Origin of the sequence: Kocuria sp. PD6, from assembly GCF_031844145.1 — a bacterium.
GTDB classification, from domain to species: Bacteria; Actinomycetota; Actinomycetes; order Actinomycetales; family Micrococcaceae; genus Kocuria; species Kocuria marina.
On the sequence record NZ_JAUZUS010000001.1, the window covers coordinates 49494 to 66987 of the forward strand.

Annotated in this window: 18 protein-coding genes and 1 riboswitch; of the genes, 1 reads left to right on the forward strand and 17 read right to left on the reverse strand. The window is 68.6% G+C overall.

The annotated features are described in order from the left end of the window. Positions 1-83 precede the first annotated feature (83 nt). From Q9R22_RS00250 to rimP, 3 genes are all read right to left on the reverse strand, one after another. Entirely contained in the window at positions 84-416 is a 333-nt protein-coding gene (locus Q9R22_RS00250) for a YlxR family protein (RefSeq protein ID WP_131333212.1), read from the reverse strand. A 125-nt stretch (positions 417-541) separates the two neighbouring features. Next, positions 542-1519, reverse strand: coding sequence for a transcription termination factor NusA (gene nusA, locus Q9R22_RS00255; protein WP_064845967.1), 978 nt, complete (start codon positions 1517-1519; stop codon positions 542-544). A 146-nt stretch (positions 1520-1665) separates the two neighbouring features. Then, entirely contained in the window at positions 1666-2157 is a 492-nt protein-coding gene (gene rimP / locus Q9R22_RS00260; RefSeq protein WP_131333213.1) for a ribosome maturation factor RimP, read from the reverse strand. Positions 2158-2253: 96 nt separating this feature from the next. On the opposite strand from rimP, the gene Q9R22_RS00265 reads away from it, so the two are divergent. Beyond that, positions 2254-3264, forward strand: coding sequence for a hypothetical protein (locus tag Q9R22_RS00265; RefSeq protein WP_131333214.1), 1011 nt, complete (start codon positions 2254-2256; stop codon positions 3262-3264). Positions 3265-3283: 19 nt separating this feature from the next. On the opposite strand, the gene Q9R22_RS00270 is transcribed toward Q9R22_RS00265, so the two are convergent. The 14 genes from Q9R22_RS00270 to frr all read right to left on the reverse strand — a co-directional run bounded on the left by Q9R22_RS00270 (position 3284) and on the right by frr (position 17485). Continuing rightward, positions 3284-4090, reverse strand: coding sequence for a TSUP family transporter (locus tag Q9R22_RS00270; protein ID WP_131333215.1), 807 nt, complete (start codon positions 4088-4090; stop codon positions 3284-3286). Between the two features lie 21 nt (positions 4091-4111). Continuing rightward, on the reverse strand, positions 4112-5938 hold the full coding sequence (locus tag Q9R22_RS00275) for a proline--tRNA ligase (protein ID WP_131333216.1): 1827 nt from the start codon (positions 5936-5938) through the stop codon (positions 4112-4114). A 98-nt stretch (positions 5939-6036) separates the two neighbouring features. Next, complete coding sequence (locus Q9R22_RS00280; protein ID WP_131333217.1) at positions 6037-6897, reverse strand: DUF4081 domain-containing GNAT family N-acetyltransferase; 861 nt, start codon at positions 6895-6897, stop codon at positions 6037-6039. Next, positions 6894-8060 carry a flavodoxin-dependent (E)-4-hydroxy-3-methylbut-2-enyl-diphosphate synthase gene (ispG, locus tag Q9R22_RS00285; RefSeq protein WP_035963522.1) on the reverse strand — a complete coding sequence of 389 codons (1167 nt, stop codon included), beginning with the start codon at positions 8058-8060 and terminating at the stop codon, positions 6894-6896. The genes Q9R22_RS00280 and ispG overlap by 4 nt, the downstream gene beginning before the upstream one ends. 175 nt (positions 8061-8235) lie before the next feature. Continuing rightward, positions 8236-8892 (reverse strand): methionine ABC transporter permease, encoded by a 657-nt coding sequence (locus tag Q9R22_RS00290; RefSeq protein ID WP_035963525.1) that lies wholly within the window; start codon positions 8890-8892, stop codon positions 8236-8238. Then, positions 8892-9944, reverse strand: coding sequence for a methionine ABC transporter ATP-binding protein (locus tag Q9R22_RS00295; protein ID WP_311253927.1), 1053 nt, complete (start codon positions 9942-9944; stop codon positions 8892-8894). The genes Q9R22_RS00290 and Q9R22_RS00295 overlap by 1 nt, the downstream gene beginning before the upstream one ends. Next, positions 9941-10825, reverse strand: a complete 885-nt coding sequence (locus tag Q9R22_RS00300; RefSeq protein ID WP_064845993.1) for a MetQ/NlpA family ABC transporter substrate-binding protein — start codon at positions 10823-10825, stop codon at positions 9941-9943. The genes Q9R22_RS00295 and Q9R22_RS00300 overlap by 4 nt, the downstream gene beginning before the upstream one ends. A 96-nt stretch (positions 10826-10921) precedes the next feature. Then, positions 10922-11036: riboswitch (SAM riboswitch) on the reverse strand. A gap of 53 nt (positions 11037-11089) precedes the next feature. Continuing rightward, entirely contained in the window at positions 11090-12349 is a 1260-nt protein-coding gene (dxr, locus tag Q9R22_RS00305; RefSeq protein ID WP_165489853.1) for a 1-deoxy-D-xylulose-5-phosphate reductoisomerase, read from the reverse strand. A 162-nt stretch (positions 12350-12511) separates the two neighbouring features. Next, positions 12512-12775 (reverse strand): GlsB/YeaQ/YmgE family stress response membrane protein, encoded by a 264-nt coding sequence (locus Q9R22_RS00310; protein ID WP_035963529.1) that lies wholly within the window; start codon positions 12773-12775, stop codon positions 12512-12514. 161 nt (positions 12776-12936) lie between these two features. Then, entirely contained in the window at positions 12937-14577 is a 1641-nt protein-coding gene (locus Q9R22_RS00315) for a cation acetate symporter (RefSeq protein WP_064845976.1), read from the reverse strand. Then, on the reverse strand, positions 14574-14963 hold the full coding sequence (locus tag Q9R22_RS00320) for a DUF485 domain-containing protein (protein ID WP_085106661.1): 390 nt from the start codon (positions 14961-14963) through the stop codon (positions 14574-14576). The genes Q9R22_RS00315 and Q9R22_RS00320 overlap by 4 nt, the downstream gene beginning before the upstream one ends. Positions 14964-15124: 161 nt before the next feature. Further along, positions 15125-15868 carry a DivIVA domain-containing protein gene (locus Q9R22_RS00325; protein ID WP_131333219.1) on the reverse strand — a complete coding sequence of 248 codons (744 nt, stop codon included), beginning with the start codon at positions 15866-15868 and terminating at the stop codon, positions 15125-15127. Positions 15869-15953: 85 nt separating this feature from the next. Continuing rightward, on the reverse strand, positions 15954-16928 hold the full coding sequence (locus Q9R22_RS00330) for a phosphatidate cytidylyltransferase (RefSeq protein ID WP_098053311.1): 975 nt from the start codon (positions 16926-16928) through the stop codon (positions 15954-15956). Continuing rightward, positions 16928-17485, reverse strand: a complete 558-nt coding sequence (gene frr, locus Q9R22_RS00335; protein WP_035963538.1) for a ribosome recycling factor — start codon at positions 17483-17485, stop codon at positions 16928-16930. Before frr ends, Q9R22_RS00330 begins: the two co-directional genes overlap by 1 nt. Positions 17486-17494 lie beyond the last annotated feature (9 nt).

Here is a 17494-nt window from a genome sequence, read left to right on the forward strand (position 1 = left end):
ACGAACCGCTTATTTTCCGTTGACGTGGCCACCGGACGCACACGTGCGTCCCGCGTGGCCGCGGGTTGAGTACTCGAAGGCACTCATCGGCCGGCACTCATTGGTTTTCCATGGGCTTCTGACTCGCTTTCCTGGTGTTCGTCCTCCTGCACCGGCAGGAGGACGCGCAGCTGTTGCTCGAGGTCGTCCGTGGTCACGGCGGTACGGAACGAGCGATGGAACGCCCGTTTGCGCACCGCGGTGGCAACGCACTGCCGGGTGGCGTGCACCCAGGCTCCTCGGCCTCCCGCTTGGCGGTGAAGATCCGCCACGACCCGGGGGCCCTGCGGTGTGTCCTCCATCGTCACGCGGACGAGTTGATCAGGGGGGCTCACCTCTCGGCACCCCACACAGGTACGAAGACTGTTGACGCTCATCCCCGCTCCTCATGACCCGTCGTCCGGTTTTCAGGCGGCACGGAACCGCGCGGAAGGACGATGGTCGACCTGATCAGAGCAAAGTCTAGCGCGCCGCGCGGGATTCCCCCGAATCCTGGGGATGTTCAGCGATCCGTCGCGCGGGATTCGGGGACGATGTCGATGCGCCACCCCGTGAGCCGCGCGGCCAGGCGGGCGTTCTGCCCCTCCTTGCCGATCGCGAGGGACAGCTGGGCGTCCGGGACGACGGCGCGCGCGGAACGGGCACCCTCGTCCAGCACGTTCACCCGGGACACCCGTGCCGGGGACAGGGCGTTGCCAATGAACCGGGCGGGATCGTCCGAGTAGTCGATGATGTCGATCTTCTCGTCTCCGAGCTCGTTCATCACCGCGCGCACGCGCGAACCCATGTCACCGATGCACGCGCCCTTGGCGTTGGCCCCGGGGCGCTTGGCGGCCACGGCCATCTTGGTGCGGTGCCCGGCCTCGCGCGCCAGGGTCACGATCTCCACGGAACCGTCCGCGATCTCGGGGACCTCCATCTCGAACAGTCGGCGCACCAGATCCGGGTGGGAGCGGGACAGCGTGATGGACGGGCCCTTGAACCCGCGCTTGGCCTCCACAACGAACGCGCGGATCCGCTGACCGTGCTCGTAGCGCTCCCCGGGGACCTGCTCGTGCGGCGGCAGCAGTCCCTCCACGGTGCCCAGGTTCACCTGGACCATCTTGGGGTTATTGCCCTGCTGGATCTGACCGGAGACGAGTTCCCCCTCACGGCCCTTGAAGTGACCCAGGACGTTGTCGTCCTCGACGTCGCGCAGCTTCTGCAAGATGACCTGGCGCGCGGTCGCGGCGGCGATACGACCGAAACCGGACGGGGTGTCGTCGAACTCGCCCACCCGCTCGTCGTTCTCATCCAGCTCGGGAGCCCAGATGGTCACGTGTCCACTGCGACGATCGACCTCGGCACGGGCGCCGTTGATGGCCCCGGGCGAGCGCATGTACGCGAGCAGCAGGGCCTGTTCGATCGTGGGGATCAGCACGTCCACGGGGATGTCGCGCTCGCGTTCCAGCAAGCGCAGGGTGCTCATGTCGATGTCCATGTGTCCGGCCTTCCTTCGCACCACGCGGGGGTTCCGCACCGTATTCGGGGCCGGGAACCAAACAGCGCGCCGCACGCGGGGTGCGGAGCGCTGCTGCATGGGTCTGTCTCGTGTTCTTCCGGCTATCGTACATCCCCGCGGGGACGTCAGATCTCCACCTCCACCTTGGCACCGCGCACGTCCGCGTAGGCCACGCGCTCGGGGTCCAGGTACTTCACCGGCATTCCCTTCTTGGGTTGGTGCCAGCGCTGGACCACGGCGTGGTCCTCGTGCGCCTCGAGCAGCCGCGCCGAGTAGCGCTCCCCCTCCGCGGGCCGGATCCGCACGAGGTGGCCCACGCTGCGCCGCCAGTGCCGCGGCGTCTCCAGGTCGCGCGTGGCCCCCGGCGAGGAGACCTCGAGTTCGTAGGGCGGGCCGGGCACGGGGTCGTCACGGTCCAGGGCGTCGGAGACCTGCCGCGCCACCTCCGCCACGCGGTCCAGGCTCAGCGAGTCCGTACCGTCCGGCAGGTCCACGAGCACGCGTAGCGTCCGGTTCCCGCCCTGGCCCGTGAACTCGCACTGCTCCAGGAAGAGCCCGGCGGCCTCGACCACCGGTTCCACGCTCGCGCGGATGCGCGCCTCGTCCACTGTCGTCATGTCCGTCCTCCTCGTGCGGCTCGCGGGGTCACCGCGCCGCGTTCGTCCTGCGTGCTGCTCCCTATCATGGAACAGACCCGTCCCCCGGAGGAATTCGTGAGTTCTCGCCCGCCCGCACCCCCCGCCAGCGCCTGGCGCGTCCTGGCCGTGGCGCTCACCCTAATCCTGGTGCTCGTGCTCGCCGCGGGTTCGTGGGCTCGTTGGCGTTCGTTGTCCGACGACGACGACGCACGCCTCGGCGCGCGCGCGACCGTCGCCTCCGTGCGCACAGACCTGCACCCCGATCCCTCGGTCCTTCCCGACGCCGTCCTGGCGGATCAGGAGGCCGCGTTCGGTCCGGCGGCAACTCCCTCCCAGGCCCGCCACCTCGAGGCACGCGGTACCGGGGTCCCGCCGAGTTCACTGGCCGACGCCGCAGCCCGGCTCGAGGACGTCGCCAGGACCTCGCCGAACGGGGAGCTGGCGGCCACCGCCGCGAGCGTCGCGGCGTCGTGGTGGGCGGCGGAGCCACTGCCGGCTGGCGCGGACCCCACCGCACGCCGAACAGAAGAGAGCGAGGCGGGTTCGGGGCCGGGTTCCCCCGCAACGTCGGACGGATCCGCAGGGGAACGGGACGGTGACGGCCCTGTCAGCGGAGCGGCATCGAAAGTACCCACCGAGGAAGGGGACGGCGGGGACACCGACGACGACGCGGCGTCGTCGTGCGAACCTGCGCAGCTCGCCGCGGTCACGGCCCTGGACCGTGCGCGGTTCACCGCCGAGGCGGCCGCTGCGCGGATCCCGGCCGACGCCGCACAGAGGGGCACCATGGACGCGGTCACGGACACGCTCGATGCCACGCTGCGTGAGCCGGCGGTGACTCCGATGTTGTCGTGCGATCCCGCACCCGTCGCGGGCGGTCACGTCCTGCCCGCCGGCTTCGCGGAGGACCCCACCCGAGCGGTGGGCGGGACACTGCGCGAGGCGAGCGCCGCGCTCGTGTCCGCCGTGGGGTCGTCGTCGCCCGAGGACCGGGACTGGCTGCTCACGGGGCTGCTGGAGACGGCCGTCGCAGCGCAGCACCTGGACCCCGAACACCCGGTGCCCGCCCTGCCGGGGAGGAACTGACGCGCGGCGCACGCGCCGGTCAGCGACCCGTGAGGACGTCCCACCCGAGCTTGGCGATTAACACCGTGACCACCGTGAAGAAGACCACGCGGATGAACGCGCTGCCCCGGGCCACCGCGGTGCGTGCGCCGATGTAACCACCGGCCATGTTACTGAGCCCGAGCACGAGACCCAGCCCCCACAGGACGGAACCGTGCGCGGCGAAGACCGCGATGGCGCCGATGTTCGTGGCCAGGTTGACGATCTTGGCCTTCGCGCTCGCCGCGAGGAAGCTGTAGCCCAGTAACGATACGAGCCCGATGATCAGGAACGACCCCGTTCCCGGGCCCATGACGCCGTCGTAGAAACCGATCAGGGCGCCCAGCGCGACAGCCAGTCCGTAGTGCCGCGCGCCGGTGTGTCGCAGCGCGGTCAGCTGACCCATGGACGGCTTGGCCACCGTGAACACGAGCACGGCGATCAGCGCGAGCACGATGATCGGCTTGAACACCGCGGCCGGGAGTGCGGCGGCCACGGCCGCACCCGCCCCCGACGCGACGAGGGCCACGACGGCCATGGGCAGCGCGGTGCGCAGGTCCGGGTGGACGCGACGGTAGAACGTCACCGCGGACGTGGTCGTGCCGAACACCGAGCCCATCTTGTTCGTCGCGAGCGCCTGGACCGGGGTGATGCCCGGTATCAGCAGCATCACGGGCAGTTGGAGCAACCCTCCACCGCCCACCACGGCGTCGATGAACCCCGCGGCGAAACCGGTGAGCACCAGCAGCACGACGAAGCCGGAGGCGGCGGAGTCCAGACCGGAGCCCGCGAGGGATGACAGGTCCATGACGGAACACCCGGGCCGGGACTACAGGGTGTCGTCCGCGGGGGTGTCCGATCCGCGCAGTTCGGCGGTGAGTTCGACAACCACGTCCTCGCGCGCGATGTCCCGGGACTGCCCGCTGCGGCGGTCCTTGAGCTCGAGCATCCCGTCCTTGAGCCCGCGGCCCACCACGAGCACGGTGGGTACGCCCAGCAGCTCGGCGTCGCCGAACTTCACACCCGGGGAGACCTTGGGACGGTCGTCGAACAGGACGCTGATCCCGGCGTCCTCGAGGTGCGCGACGATCTCCTCCGCGGCCTCGAGCACTTCCGTGCCCTTGCCCGTGGCGACCACGTGGACGTCCGCGGGGCTGAGGTCGCGCGGCCACAACAGGCCCTTGTCGTCGTGGTAGAACTCCGCCACGGCCGCGAGCGCGCGGGTCACGCCCACACCGTAGGAGCCCATGGTCACGGTCACGAGCTTGCCGTTGCTGTCCAGCACCCTGAGCCCGAGGGCATCGGCGTACTTGCGCCCGAGCTGGAAGACGTGGCCCATCTCCATGCCACGCGCGATCTCGAGGGGCCCGGAACCGTCCGGTGCGGGGTCCCCGTCACGCACGGTGCAGGCCTCGAGGGTGCCGTCCCACGAGAAGTCGCGCTCGGCGACCAGGTGGTAGACGTGGGTCTCGGCCACGTTCGCGCCGGTGATCCACGAGGTGCCCGGCACCACGCGGGGGTCCACGAAGTACGGGATGCCCGTGCGGGACTCGGAACCGAGCAGGGCGTCGTCGCGGCTCAGACCCGGACCGATGTAGCCCTTGACGAGTTCGGGCACGGCACGCAGCTCGTCCTCGGTCGCGGCGGCGACCTCGAGTTCACCGCCCTGTCCGAGGGCCTCACCGATCCCGGCTTCCACGCGCTTGAGGTCCACGTCGCGGTCCCCGGGAACGCCCACGGCCACGAGCTGACGCTTACCACCGGGCAACGAGACGGACAGCACGACGTTCTTGAGCGTGTCCGCGGCGGTCCACGGCTCGCCTTCGCGGGGGTGCAACTCGTTGGAGCGCTCCACAAGCGTCTCGATCGTGGGGCTCGCGGGGGTACGGTGCACTTGGGCCGCGGGAGCGTCCGCGTAGTCGATTGGCTCCGGGACCACCGTCGTCACGGCCTCCACGTTCGCGGCGTAGCCTCCAGCCGAGCGCACGAAGGTGTCCTCACCCACGGACGAGGGGTGCATGAACTCCTCGGACCGGGATCCGCCCATGGCCCCCGAGGTCGCGGACACGGCTACGACCGGCAGGCCGAGGCGTTCGAAGATCCGCACGTACGCCGCGCGGTGCTTGGCGTAGGACTCGTCCAACCCCGCGTCGTCGATGTCGAACGAGTAGGAGTCCTTCATGATGAACTCCCGCCCGCGCAGCAGACCCGCGCGGGGGCGGGCTTCGTCCCGGTACTTGGTCTGGATCTGGTACAGCGAGACCGGGAGGTCCTTGTAGGACGAGTAGAGATCCTTCACGAGCAGCGTGAACATCTCCTCGTGCGTGGGCGCGAGCAGGTAGTCCGCGCCCTTGCGGTCCTGCAGCCGGAAGAGGTTCTCACCGTACTCGGTCCAGCGGTTGGTGGCCTCGTAGGGTTCGCGCGGCAACAGCGCCGGGAAGTGCACCTCCTGGGCGCCGATCGCGTTCATCTCCTCGCGCACGATCCGCTCGACCTTCCCCAGGACGTTCAGCCCCAGGGGCAACCACGTGTAGATCCCGGGCGCCGCGCGGCGGATGTACCCGGCGCGCACCAGGAGCTTGTGGCTGTCCACGTCTGCGTCCACGGGGTCTTCGCGCAGCGTGCGCAGGAACAAGGAACTCAGGCGAAGGGGCATGAAGGGATCCTATCCACCCGTGAAGGGATCGATCGAAGCGGCGGGTATCCCCGCGAGTCTATCGCTGCGCGGCACCGGCGCACGCCGGGCCCGGGGGCTCACAGGAGGACCGTGGCGAAATCCCCGTGCCGCCGGAAACCCACTCGGCGGTATGTGGCCAGGGCGGGTGCGTTGAACGAGTTCACGTAGAGGCTCACGGTCGGGACATACTGCCGGGCGAGCGCCACGGTCGCGGCCATACACGGCACGGCCAGTCCCCTCCCCCGGTGCTCGGGGTCCACCCACACACCCTGGATCTGACACACGGACCCGTGCAGCGACCCGATGTCCGCCTTGAAGATCACGGTGCCGTGCTCGTCGGTGAGCACCGCGGTCCTGCGATCGCGCACGAGGGAGCGCACTCGCTGGCGGTAACCCTCCGCCCCGGTGGTGAAGGGGGAGTACCCCACTTCCTCGGTGAACATGGCCGCGGCCGCGGGCAGCACGCGAGGGAAGTCCTCGTCCTGCGCCCATCGCACATCGCGGGCGGGCCCCGTGAACAACCCGGGTGCGGGATCACGGTCCATCACGAGCAGCGGTTGCACGGGACGGACGTCGAAGGGTTCGGGCCACGTGTCCCGCAATCTTTCCCACAGTCCGAGCACGGGATCGGCGGGACCGAAGAACGAGGCGAAGCGGGGGCCGCCGCGGGCCAGGACGTCCGCGACGAGGTCCGTCCCGGTCTCGTCGAGCACCACGGGTACCACGTTGGTTCCCGCCCAGCACGCGCCCACGAGCTCGCCGGAGGAGTCCACCACACCGATCACGGGCGGCTGCCGCCGACCGCGGGCGGCCCGGATCCGGGCCACGTGCGCCGCGACGAACACCCCGGACACCGCGTGCCGCGCCAGCAGGCGGTCCAGTGCCGACTGGTTCACGGCGGCGGGTGAGAGCACCCGCGGGGCGCGGCGCAGGATCACCCGGCGGTCACAACCGGCGCACCCTCGACCGGCTGGCCGTTCTCGTCCAATTCCATGCTCTCGGCCATCTCATTGGCCTGGGCGAGCAGGGTCTCCACGATCTGGTCCTCGGGAACGGTCTTGATGACCTCACCGCGCACGAAGATCTGGCCCTTACCGTTGCCCGAGGCCACGCCCAGGTCCGCTTCGCGGGCTTCCCCCGGGCCGTTGACGACGCAGCCCATCACGGCCACGCGCAGCGGCACGGTCAGGTGGGCCAGGCCCTCGTTGACCTCCTCGGCGAGCTTGTAGACGTCCACCTGCGCGCGCCCGCACGAGGGGCACGAGACGATCTCGAGCTTGCGCGGGCGCAGCCCAAGCGACTGCAGGATCTGATTGCCCACCTTGACCTCTTCGACCGGAGGCGCGGACAGGGACACGCGGATGGTGTCCCCGATGCCCTGACCGAGCAGGATGCCGAAGGCGGTCGCGGACTTGACGGTGCCCTGCAGTGCCGGGCCGGCCTCCGTGACACCCAGGTGCAGCGGCCAGTCCCCGCGCTCGGCGAGCAACTGGTAGGCGCGCACCATGGTCACGGGGTCGTTGTGCTTGACGGAGATCTTGAAGTCGTGGAAGTCGTGCTCCTCGAACAGCGAGGCTTCCCACACGGCGGACTCCACGAGCGCCTCCGGGGTGGCCTTGCCGTACTTCTGCAGCAGGCGCTTGTCCAGGGAGCCCGCGTTCACGCCGATCCGGATGGACACGCCCGCGGCCTCCGCCGCACGGGAGATGCCCTCGATCTGGTCGTCGAACTTGCGGATGTTGCCCGGGTTCACGCGCACACCGGCGCACCCGGCGTCGATCGCGGCGTAGACGTACTTGGGCTGGAAGTGGATGTCCGCGATCACCGGGATCGGGGACTTCATGGCGATGATGGGCAGGGCGTCGGCGTCGTCCTGGGACGGGCACGCCACGCGCACGATGTCGCAACCGGCGGCGTTGAGCTCGGCGATCTGCTGCAGCGTGGCGTTGATGTCCGTGGTGGGGGTCGTGGTCATCGACTGGACGCTGATCGGGTGCTCCGACCCCACACCCACCGAACCCACCTGGATCTGGCGGGTCTTGCGCCGGGGCGAGAGCACCGGCTGGGGCGCGGCGGGCATACCGAGATTGACCGAGGTCACGAATTGCCTCCCAAGGAAGTGGCGTCCGGGGCCCGTGACGCGCGCCCCGCGATGTTGCACTGTCCATTGTGCCCCACTCCTCCCACGTGCTACAGCCGCACGTGATGCGCCGAACACGACGCCGCCCCCGGAATGTTCCGGGGGCGGCGTCGCCATGGTATGGGGCGCGTGAGCGTCAGCGGCGCATGATCCTGCGCGCGAGCCAGTTGCCGAAGAACTGCACGAGCTGGACCAGGATGATGATCACGATCACTGCGGCCCACGTGACCTGGTCGTTGAAGCGTTGGTAGCCCAGGCGCAACGCGAAGTCACCCAGACCGCCGGCACCGATCGCACCGGCCATCGCGGACATGTCCGTGATGCCGATGACCAGGAACGTGTACCCCAGCACGAGCGGGCCGAGCGCCTCCGGCAGGATCACCGTGGTGATGATCTTCCAGCGCGAGACCCCCATGGACCGCGCGGCCTCGATCACCCCGGGATCCACCGTCATGAGGTTCTGCTCCACGATGCGGGCCACCGCGAACGTAGCGCCGATGGTCATGGTGAAGATCGCGGCGTTGGGGCCCAGGCGCGTGCCCACGACCGATTCCGTGACCTGACCCAGGGCGGCCAGCAGGATGATGAACGGGATGGGACGCACGAAGTTCACCAGGAGGTTCAGCGCGGTGAACAGTGGACCGTTCTCCAGGATGCTGCCCCGCCGGGTCACGTAGAGCCCCATGCCCACGGCCAGGCCGATGAGCCCGGCCAGCACGAGGGTCACGGAGACCATATACAGCGTCTGCCCGGTTGCGTCCAGCAACTGCGGGCCCAGAGCAGACCACTCCATCACTCACTCACCTCCCGCACCGTGGTGACGGCGCGCAGACTCTCGACGGCGCGGTCCACGGACTCGTCCGAACCGGTCAGGGACAGCGTGAGCGTTCCGAAGGACTGTGACTGCAGGATGGAGATCCCCCCGAAGGCGATGTTGAAGCTGACACCGTCACGGGCGGCGTCCGAGAGCACGTCCCCGATCTGGTTCTGGTCGGTGACGTCCACCAGCACGAGCCGCCCGGGGTGTTCCCGGCGCAGCTTCTCGATCTCGTCCGCGCGCGGCACGGTGCGCGTGACCGAGGAGACGAACTTGCGCGTGGTCTGCGCCCGCGGGTGGGCGAAGACCTCCGCGGTGGTCCCGGTCTCCACCACACGACCGCTGTCCATCACGGCCACGCGGTCCGCGGTGGCCCGCACCACGTCCATCTCGTGGGTGATCAACACGATGGTGATCCCCAGCTCACGGTTGACGCGCTTGAGCAGACCCAGTACCTCCTGGGTGGTCTCCGGGTCCAACGCCGAGGTGGACTCGTCCGCGAGCAGCAGTTCGGGATTGCTCGCGAGCGCGCGGGCGATCCCCACGCGCTGCTTCTGACCACCCGAGAGCTGCTCGGGGTAGTTCCCGGCGCGCTCGGTCAAGCCCACGAACTCCAACAGTTCCGCGACCCGCGCCTTGCGTTCCTCGGGCTTCCACCCGGCACGCTTGAGCGGGTACTCGATGTTGCCCGCCACGGTGCGTGACGTGAACAGGTTGAACTGCTGGAAGATCATCCCGATCTTGCGGCGGATGGGCGCCAGCTGGGACTCGCTGCGCCCGTCCACACGGCTACCGGCGACCTCGAGCGTCCCGGACGAGATCGGTTCCAGGCCGTTGATCAGCCGCACGAGGGTGGACTTGCCCGCCCCCGAGTAGCCGATCACCGCGAAGATCTCACCGCGGCGGATGTCCAGGTCCACGGAGTCCACCGCGGTCACGGTGTGCGGGCGGCGTTTGGACCCCGTGACGAAGACCTTGCTCACGTCCCGGAAACTGACCAGGGTGTCCGCCGTGGCGGACGGGCTCACTTGGTCTGCTCCTTGAGGTCCTGCGAGTAGCGGGCCAGCAAGTCCTTGAGCTCCTGCTGATCCACCTTGGTGGGCACTGCGGTGCCCTTGGTCTCGGTCTTCTCCGCGTCCTGGACCTTGTCGTCGTAGTAGAAGCTCGCGACCTTCTTCAGGGTCTCGTTGTCCGCGTTCGCCTCGGTCGCGGCGAAGAGGTTGTCGTACACCTTGGCACTGTCCGCGGTGGGATCGTCCTGAGCCAGCGCGGACTTGGGATCGATGTTCGCGCGGTCCAGGAAGTCGTTGTTGACCACGGAGGCGGCCACGGAGTCCATGGACAGCACGGTCTGCTCGGCGGAGACCGGGCGGACCGTGACCTTGGACTTGGCGGTGTCGATGTCCTGCTCGGTGGGGGCGATCGTGTCCTTGGTGAACTCCACGAGACCCTGCTGGTGCAAGAGGTTCAAGGCGCGGGACAGGTTGATCGAGTCGTTCGGCACGGCGATCTCGTCACCCTGCTTGAAGTCGCCCACGGATTTCACGCTCTTGGAGTACAGCCCCAGCGGGAAGATGGACGTGGAGCCCACGGGAGTGATGGTGTCCCCGGAGTTGTTGTTGTAATCGGCGAGGTACGCGATGTGCTGGAACCAGTTCATGTCGATGTCACCGCTCTTCAGAGCGGGGTTCGGCTGGCTGTAGTCACTGAAGTCCACGTACTCGACCGTGATGTCGTTGTCCGCGGCGACCTGCTTCAACGCGTCTTGCACGGGGGTCGAGCCCACGATCCCGACGGTGATCTTGCCGTCCGCGGCCGGGTCCGAGTTGTCGGAGCCGCCGCCGCACGCGGTGAGGGTGAGGCCCAGGGTGGTGGCCAACACGACGGGAATCAAACGCTTGGTTCGCATGATCATGCCTTTCCAGGGTTCTGTGACGGGGACTCGCGGGGCGAACAGTCCCCCCTGGATGAGGGCTCACGGGACGGGCACGTGCTGATTTCCGGGGAACCGCACTTGCCGTGATCTGTTGCAACCGCGACCGGATGGTCATCTGGGGCACCCCGCTACGGGAGAGGGTTGCCGTCCGGCCAGCCAGAGCTACGCGCCGGATCTCGTCATCCACCCGGAATTCTAGCACGGCCCTGCCATGGGCCGACGACCGCAGGAAGGGCCCTATGCCATCCCGGCGATACGTTCGTCCGCGCGGGCCCGGGCCCACTCCTCCGCCCCCAGGACGTCCTCGAGGGTGGGCCGCGTGACGCCGTCGTGATCCTCCAGCACACGCTCGACCATGTCCACGATCTGCGTGAAGCCGAGCGCCCCGCGGTGGAACGCGTGCACGGCCTGCTCGTTGGCGGCGTTGAACACCGCGGGCCACGTCCCGCCGCGCGAACCCGCGTGCTTCATGAGCTCCACGGCGGGGAACGCCTGCGAATCGAGCGGTTCGAACGTCCACTGTGCGGCCCGGGTCCAGTCGCACCCCGCGGCGGCGCCGGTCACGCGGTGGGGCCAGCCGATTCCGAGCGCGATGGGCAGGCGCATGTCCGGCGGGGACGCCTGCGCCAGGGTGGATCCGTCCACGAACTCCACCATGGAGTGCACGACCGATTGCGGATGCACGGTGACGTCGATCCGGTCCAGGGGGACGTCGAACAGTAGGCTCGCCTCGAGCACCTCCAGTGCCTTGTTGACCATGGTCGCGGAGTTCGTGGTGACCATGACCCCCATGTCCCACGTGGGGTGCTGCAGGGCCTGTTCGGGTGTCACCCGCGTGAGCTGCTCGCGCGTCATGCCGCGGAACGGTCCGCCGGACGCCGTGAGCACGAGCCGGCGCACCTCGGAGGCCGTCCCGGAGCGCAGGGCCTGGGCGATCGCCGAGTGTTCGGAGTCCACGGGGATCAGCGCGTCCTGGAGGCCCGTGTCCACCGCGGCGCGCAACACGAGCGGACCGCCCGCGATCAGGGACTCCTTGTTCGCGAGCGCCACCCGCCGACCCGCTCCCAGCGCCGCCAGGGTGGGTGCGAGCCCGATGCTCCCGGTGATCCCGTTCAGCACGAGGTCCGAATCCTCCCACTGCGCGATCCGGGTTGCAGCGTCCGGCCCATACAGGACCTCGGGTGCCGCCGATGACGCCGCGCGTGACCGGTCCGCGATCAGCTCACGCAACCGGGCGGCGTCGTCCGCCGTACCGCTCGTGCCCACCGCACGGACACCGAACGTCACGGCCTGCTGAGCGAGCAGCTCGAGGTGACCCGCGCCCGCGGCGAGCGCCACGACCTCGAAGGGCTCGTGGGTGGCATCCCAGACGGGCCGGCGCAGCCCCGCGGCCTCGGACACGACGTCGAGCGCCTGCGTCCCGATGGATCCCGTGGACCCCAGGATCACGAGGCGCCGGGGGGCCTGCCGGGTGGCGGAGTCGAGATCGGGGGTCATGCCGGTGGAGGAAGTCATGACCCCAGTATCGCGTGAGCGCCGCACCCCGCACGCACGACACCGAGCACACGACTCCGGACGCACGACACGGGAGATACGACAAGGGCGCCACCCGGAGGTGACGCCCTTGTGTGGAAGGCCCGTTCAGGACCCGCAGATGATTCAGCGACGGCGGCCGACGACGGCGCCGTAGATGAGCAGCACGATGATCGCGCCGATCACGGACGTGATGATCGTGCCGATGCTGAAGCTGTTGATCCCGTCGCTCAGGCCGGGGATGAAGCTACCCAGCCAGCCGCCCAGGAAGGCCCCCACGATGCCGAGGATGATGGTGACGATGATCCCGCCACCCTGCTTGCCCGGAAGGATCAGCTTGGCGAGCGCGCCGGCGATCAGACCGAGGATGATCCAGCTAATGATGCCCATTTCTCCACCTCTGGTTCTCGTTGTGCGCGTTTGCGGTGTTCCGCAACCGCATGTGGTCAGCGAACTGGTTCACAGTGTAGTACCAGACACCAACGCTACACGGGCCGCCGCGTCCGGATGAAACCGGACACGGCGGCCGTGTCAAGGGGCGGTGAACCAGGTCAGTGCGAGACGGCCTTCTCCGCTCCCACTCCCGTGAGGGAACGCACTTCCATCTCGGACTGCTTGCGCGGGTCCTCCGGCCGGCGCTCGCTGAGCGAGCCCAGGAAACCGAGCAGGAAGGACGCCGGGATCGAGATGATGCCGGGGTTGGACAGCGGGTAGAACGCGAAGTCCGCGCCGGGGATCATGGAGGTCTCCGATCCGGACATCACCGGGGAGAAGATAATGAGCACCACGGAGATGATCAGCCCGCCGTACATGGACAATACCGCGCCGCGCGTGGTGAAGCGCTTCCAGTAGAGTGAGTAGAGGATGGTGGGCAGATTGGCGGAGGCCGCCACCGCGAAGGCGAGGGCCACGAGGAACGCCACGTTTTGACCCTGCGCGCCAATGCCGCCGGCGACCGAGATCAGGCCGATGACCACCACGGTGGTCTTGGCCACCCGCAGTTCCTGACGCGGGTCCGAGGTGCCCTTCTTGATCACGGACGTGTAGATGTCGTGTGCGAAGGACGCGGAGGCCGTAATGGCCAGACCGGCGACCACGGCGAGGATCGTGGCGAACGCGACCGCCGCAATCAGACCCATGAGGATGGACCCGCCGAGTTCGTACGCGAGCAACGGAGCCGCCGAGTTCACACCACCAGGCGCGCCCTTGATCCGGTCCGCACCGATCAGCGCGGCCGCACCGAACCCGAGCACCAGGGTGAAGAGGTAGAACAAGCCGATCAGAGTGATCGCCCAAACCACGGACTTGCGGGCCTCCTTGGCGGTGGGCACCGTATAGAAGCGCATGAGCACGTGCGGCAGGCCGGCGGCGCCCAGGACGAGGGCCAGACCCAGCGAGATGAAGTCCAGCTTGGAGATCTCGCTCACGCCGTACTTCAGTCCGGGATCAAGCATCGCGGGGTTGTTGTTCGTCTCCACGGCCGCGCCGAGCATGGTCGAGAAATTGAACCCGAACAAGACCAGGATCCACACGGTCATCACGGCGACGCCGGATACGAGCAGGCACGCCTTGATGATTTGCACCCATGTGGTGCCCTTCATGCCGCCCACGAGCACGTAGACGATCATGATGACGCCCACGATCACGATCACCAGGGACTGCCCGGCCCGGGAGCCGATCCCCAGCAGCAGGGACACCAGGGCCCCCGCCCCGGCCATTTGCGCCAGGAGGTAGAAGAACGTCACGGCCAGGGTGGAGATGGACGCCGCGACCCGCACGGGCCTCTGCCGCAATCGGAACGAGAGCACGTCCGCCATGGTGAACTTGCCGGTGTTGCGCAGCGGCTCGGCGATCAGTAGCAGGGCCACGAGCCACGCGACGAAGAAGCCGATCGAGTACAGGAACCCGTCGTAGCCCTGCAGGGCGATCGCGCCCACGATGCCCAGGAACGACGCCGCGGAGAGGTAGTCACCCGCGATGGCCAGACCGTTCTGGGTCCCGGAGAACGAGCGCCCACCCGCGTAGTAGTCCGCGGCCGTGGCGGTGGACTTGGACGCCCGGATCACGACCACGAGCGTCACGAGCACGAACGCCAGGAAGATCGAGATATTGATCGCGGGGTTGCCCACGGTGGACGTGGCGGTCTCCGCCAGGTGCACCGCGGGTGTCGAGAGGGCGGGGACGGCGATCATGGCCGGGCCTCCTGGTGGTCGTCGGCCCGGTGGCCGGAAGTGGATTCGAGGTCCTCACGCAACGCGGTGGCCTGCGGATCGAGCTTGCGGTTGGCGAAACTCACGTACGCGGCGGTGATCCCGAATGTGGTGACGAACTGCAGCAGACCCAGGATCAGACCCAGGTTGACGTTGCCCACGACCCGCGTGGACATGAAGCCCGGCGCATAGATGGCGAGGACCACGTAGAGCAGGTACCAGACCAGGAACGCGATGGCCAGGGGGAAGACGAAGGATCGGTGGGTCGAGCGCAGCCGTTGGAACTCGTGCGAACGTTGGACCGCGGGGAAGTCGATGCCCTGGGTTGCCGTGGAACCGTTGGGGTCGACAGGGGGCGTGGACGCCATGTGTGCCTCCTTGTGTGATGCTCACCACAGTACGCACTGTGTATCCAATGACACAAGACATATCCGTCACAACGTCGAAAAACCCCTGAAATCCGCGGTTTGGTTAGCCCACTTTACAATTTTGATCGATCTGTGTATACATTCAGCGTCATGGCGCGCCGCTACGGCCGCATGGCCAGAACGAACTCCACGGCCCGGTCCAGGAACGCGTCCACCTGTTGTTCCTCGTAGCTGCGCTGACCCTGGGCGGATCGAAAGACCGCCGTCCTCACGAGCCGCGGGTCCACCTCGGGTTCACCGCGCAACGCGTCCATGAGCCGGTCGCACAGCACGTCCACGTCCGCCGCCGCGTAGCCCAGCGTGCGGTGCGAACTCGGCCGGCGGAAGCGTTCACCGTGCGGGCGGTTGAGCCGCCCCAGCAACAGCCCGGCCAACAGCTCCAGGTGCTCCTCCCAGTGCCGGGCGCCGTGCTCGGCCACGAACGCGGCCTTCTCGCGCGCGAACAGCTCGTCCTCCACGGCGTCCAGGTGGGCGTCCACCGCTCCGGGGTCGTAACCGCCCTCGACGCGGTCGAACACGCGCTCGCGCACCTGCCGGCTGCCCAGCCGACGACGCCGCTGCGCCGCCTCCACGCTCTCGGGTTCACGGTCCGCGTCGGTCGCCCCGGCGGTGTCCGCGGATGCAGCAGAGTCCTCGGCGGTGACGGGGTCCGTGACATCGGCCGGGTCAACGACCGGCTCAGCGACCGTCCCGGGGCCCGCGACCGGGTCCGCGTGGCCACCGGGGGCGGGCGGCGTCGTCGTATGCATGACCGCGGCGAGGCGGTCCAGGAAGTCGTCCACCTGGGCGGGGTCGTAACCCCAGGCCCGCTCGCCGAGGCGATCGAAACGTTGCTGAGTACTCATACCCGCCCTTCCACGGCCGGGACGCGACCCGCGAGGGGCGGCGTCCGTGCGTCCCGGGCGCGCGGGCGGTCGGCCCGCGACCGCGTCACCCCAGGACGGTGAACAGTTCGAAGATCACGTAGCCGGTGATCACGGCGAATACGATGGAGTCGATGCGATCCATCACTCCGCCGTGACCAGGCAGCAGCGTCCCCATGTCCTTGATCCCGATCTCCCGCTTGATCATGGACTCGGAGAAGTCGCCCACGGTGGCCACGACGACGATCGCGACCGCCAGGACCGCGCCCTGCCACCACGGCATCTTCACGAGGAAGAGCGCGCATAGCACGCCCACGACCACGGCACCGCCCACGGATCCGGCGAAACCCTCCCACGACTTCTTGGGAGAGATCTTGGGGGCCATGGGGTGTTTGCCCCATACGACCCCCACCGCGTAGCCAAAGGTATCGGAGCTGACGGCCAGCAGGATGATCGTGAGGACCTTGTGGGGTCCGTCCGGGGAATGGTAGAGCAGCACCGCCGTACTCAGCAGGAACGAGGCCCACACGAGCGCGAACACCGAGCCCATGATGGACAGCATCATCCCCTGCTTGGGCCCGAAGGCCCGCCACACCACCACGAGCGTCACGGCGAGCACGAGCGCCATGGACAGCGCCTCCGCCCCGCCGAAGAACGCCGCGAGCGGCATGAGCACCGCCGCGATCACCGCGGGGACCTGCGGGATCTGCACGCCCTTGTAGGTCAGTGACCGCGCGATCTCCCACACCCCGATACCCGCCGCGGTCCCGGCCAGCAGGGCCAGTACGAGCGGGACGAAGAACAGTCCCGTGACGAGCGCGCCGATGAGCACGACGGCCACGGCCACGGCGGCCGGGAGGTTACGGCCCGCCCGCGAGGGGGCCTTGTGCTCGGTGCTGCGCTGTAAGGGGCGGGTGAGGACCTGCCGCAGCGAGCCCGTGGTGACCAGGGGGTCGTGCGCCCGCCCCTGCTCCCCCGCCGGGGCGGGAGACGGCGGGCGGGTGTCGCGGTGCGGGGAGCCGGGGGAATCAGCCGATGCCATCAGGCGCCGAGCAGTTCGGCTTCCTTGTTCTTCAGCAGATCGTCGATCTGGTCGATGTGCTTCTTGGTCGCAGCGTCCAGGTCCTTCTCGCCGCGCTTGCCGTCGTCCTCGCCGACCTCGCCGTCCTTGACGAGCTTCTCGATGGCCTCCTTAGCGTGGCGGCGCACGTTGCGCACGGACACCCGGCCCTCTTCCGCCTTGTTCGAGACGATCTTCACGTACTCCTTGCGGCGCTCCTCGGTGAGCTCGGGCATGACCACGCGAATCACGTTGCCGTCGTTGGCGGGGTTCGCGCCGATGTCCGAGTCCCGCAGGGCCTTCTCGATGTCGTTGAGAGCGCTGCGGTCGTAGGGGGTGATCAGCAGGGTGCGGGCCTCGGGGGTCTGGAACGACGCGAGCTGCTGCAGCGGGGTGGGCGTGCCGTAGTATTCCACGAGCAGGCTCGAGAACAGCGCCGGGTTGGCCCGGCCGGTACGAACCGTGGAGAAGTCCGTCTTGGCGGCGTCCACCGCCTTACCCATCTTGGTCGTGGCATCCGAGAGGACATCTGAAATCACGGGTGTTTC

Coding starts and splice junctions, on each gene's coding strand:
- Q9R22_RS00270 (WP_131333215.1), bottom strand. CDS start 4,090: ATGGACCTGTCATCCCTCGCGGGCTCCGGTCTGGACTCCGCCGCCTCC.
- Q9R22_RS00310 (WP_035963529.1), bottom strand. CDS start 12,775: ATGGGCATCATTAGCTGGATCATCCTCGGTCTGATCGCCGGCGCGCTC.
- Q9R22_RS00320 (WP_085106661.1), bottom strand. CDS start 14,963: ATGGCGTCCACGCCCCCTGTCGACCCCAACGGTTCCACGGCAACCCAG.
- Q9R22_RS00290 (WP_035963525.1), bottom strand. CDS start 8,892: ATGGAGTGGTCTGCTCTGGGCCCGCAGTTGCTGGACGCAACCGGGCAG.
- dxr (WP_165489853.1), bottom strand. CDS start 12,349: ATGACCCCCGATCTCGACTCCGCCACCCGGCAGGCCCCCCGGCGCCTC.
- Q9R22_RS00325 (WP_131333219.1), bottom strand. CDS start 15,868: ATGAGTACTCAGCAACGTTTCGATCGCCTCGGCGAGCGGGCCTGGGGT.
- Q9R22_RS00330 (WP_098053311.1), bottom strand. CDS start 16,928: ATGGCATCGGCTGATTCCCCCGGCTCCCCGCACCGCGACACCCGCCCG.
- Q9R22_RS00250 (WP_131333212.1), bottom strand. CDS start 416: ATGAGCGTCAACAGTCTTCGTACCTGTGTGGGGTGCCGAGAGGTGAGC.
- Q9R22_RS00315 (WP_064845976.1), bottom strand. CDS start 14,577: ATGATCGCCGTCCCCGCCCTCTCGACACCCGCGGTGCACCTGGCGGAG.
- nusA (WP_064845967.1), bottom strand. CDS start 1,519: ATGGACATCGACATGAGCACCCTGCGCTTGCTGGAACGCGAGCGCGAC.
- Q9R22_RS00275 (WP_131333216.1), bottom strand. CDS start 5,938: ATGCCCCTTCGCCTGAGTTCCTTGTTCCTGCGCACGCTGCGCGAAGAC.
- Q9R22_RS00300 (WP_064845993.1), bottom strand. CDS start 10,825: ATGCGAACCAAGCGTTTGATTCCCGTCGTGTTGGCCACCACCCTGGGC.
- rimP (WP_131333213.1), bottom strand. CDS start 2,157: ATGACGACAGTGGACGAGGCGCGCATCCGCGCGAGCGTGGAACCGGTG.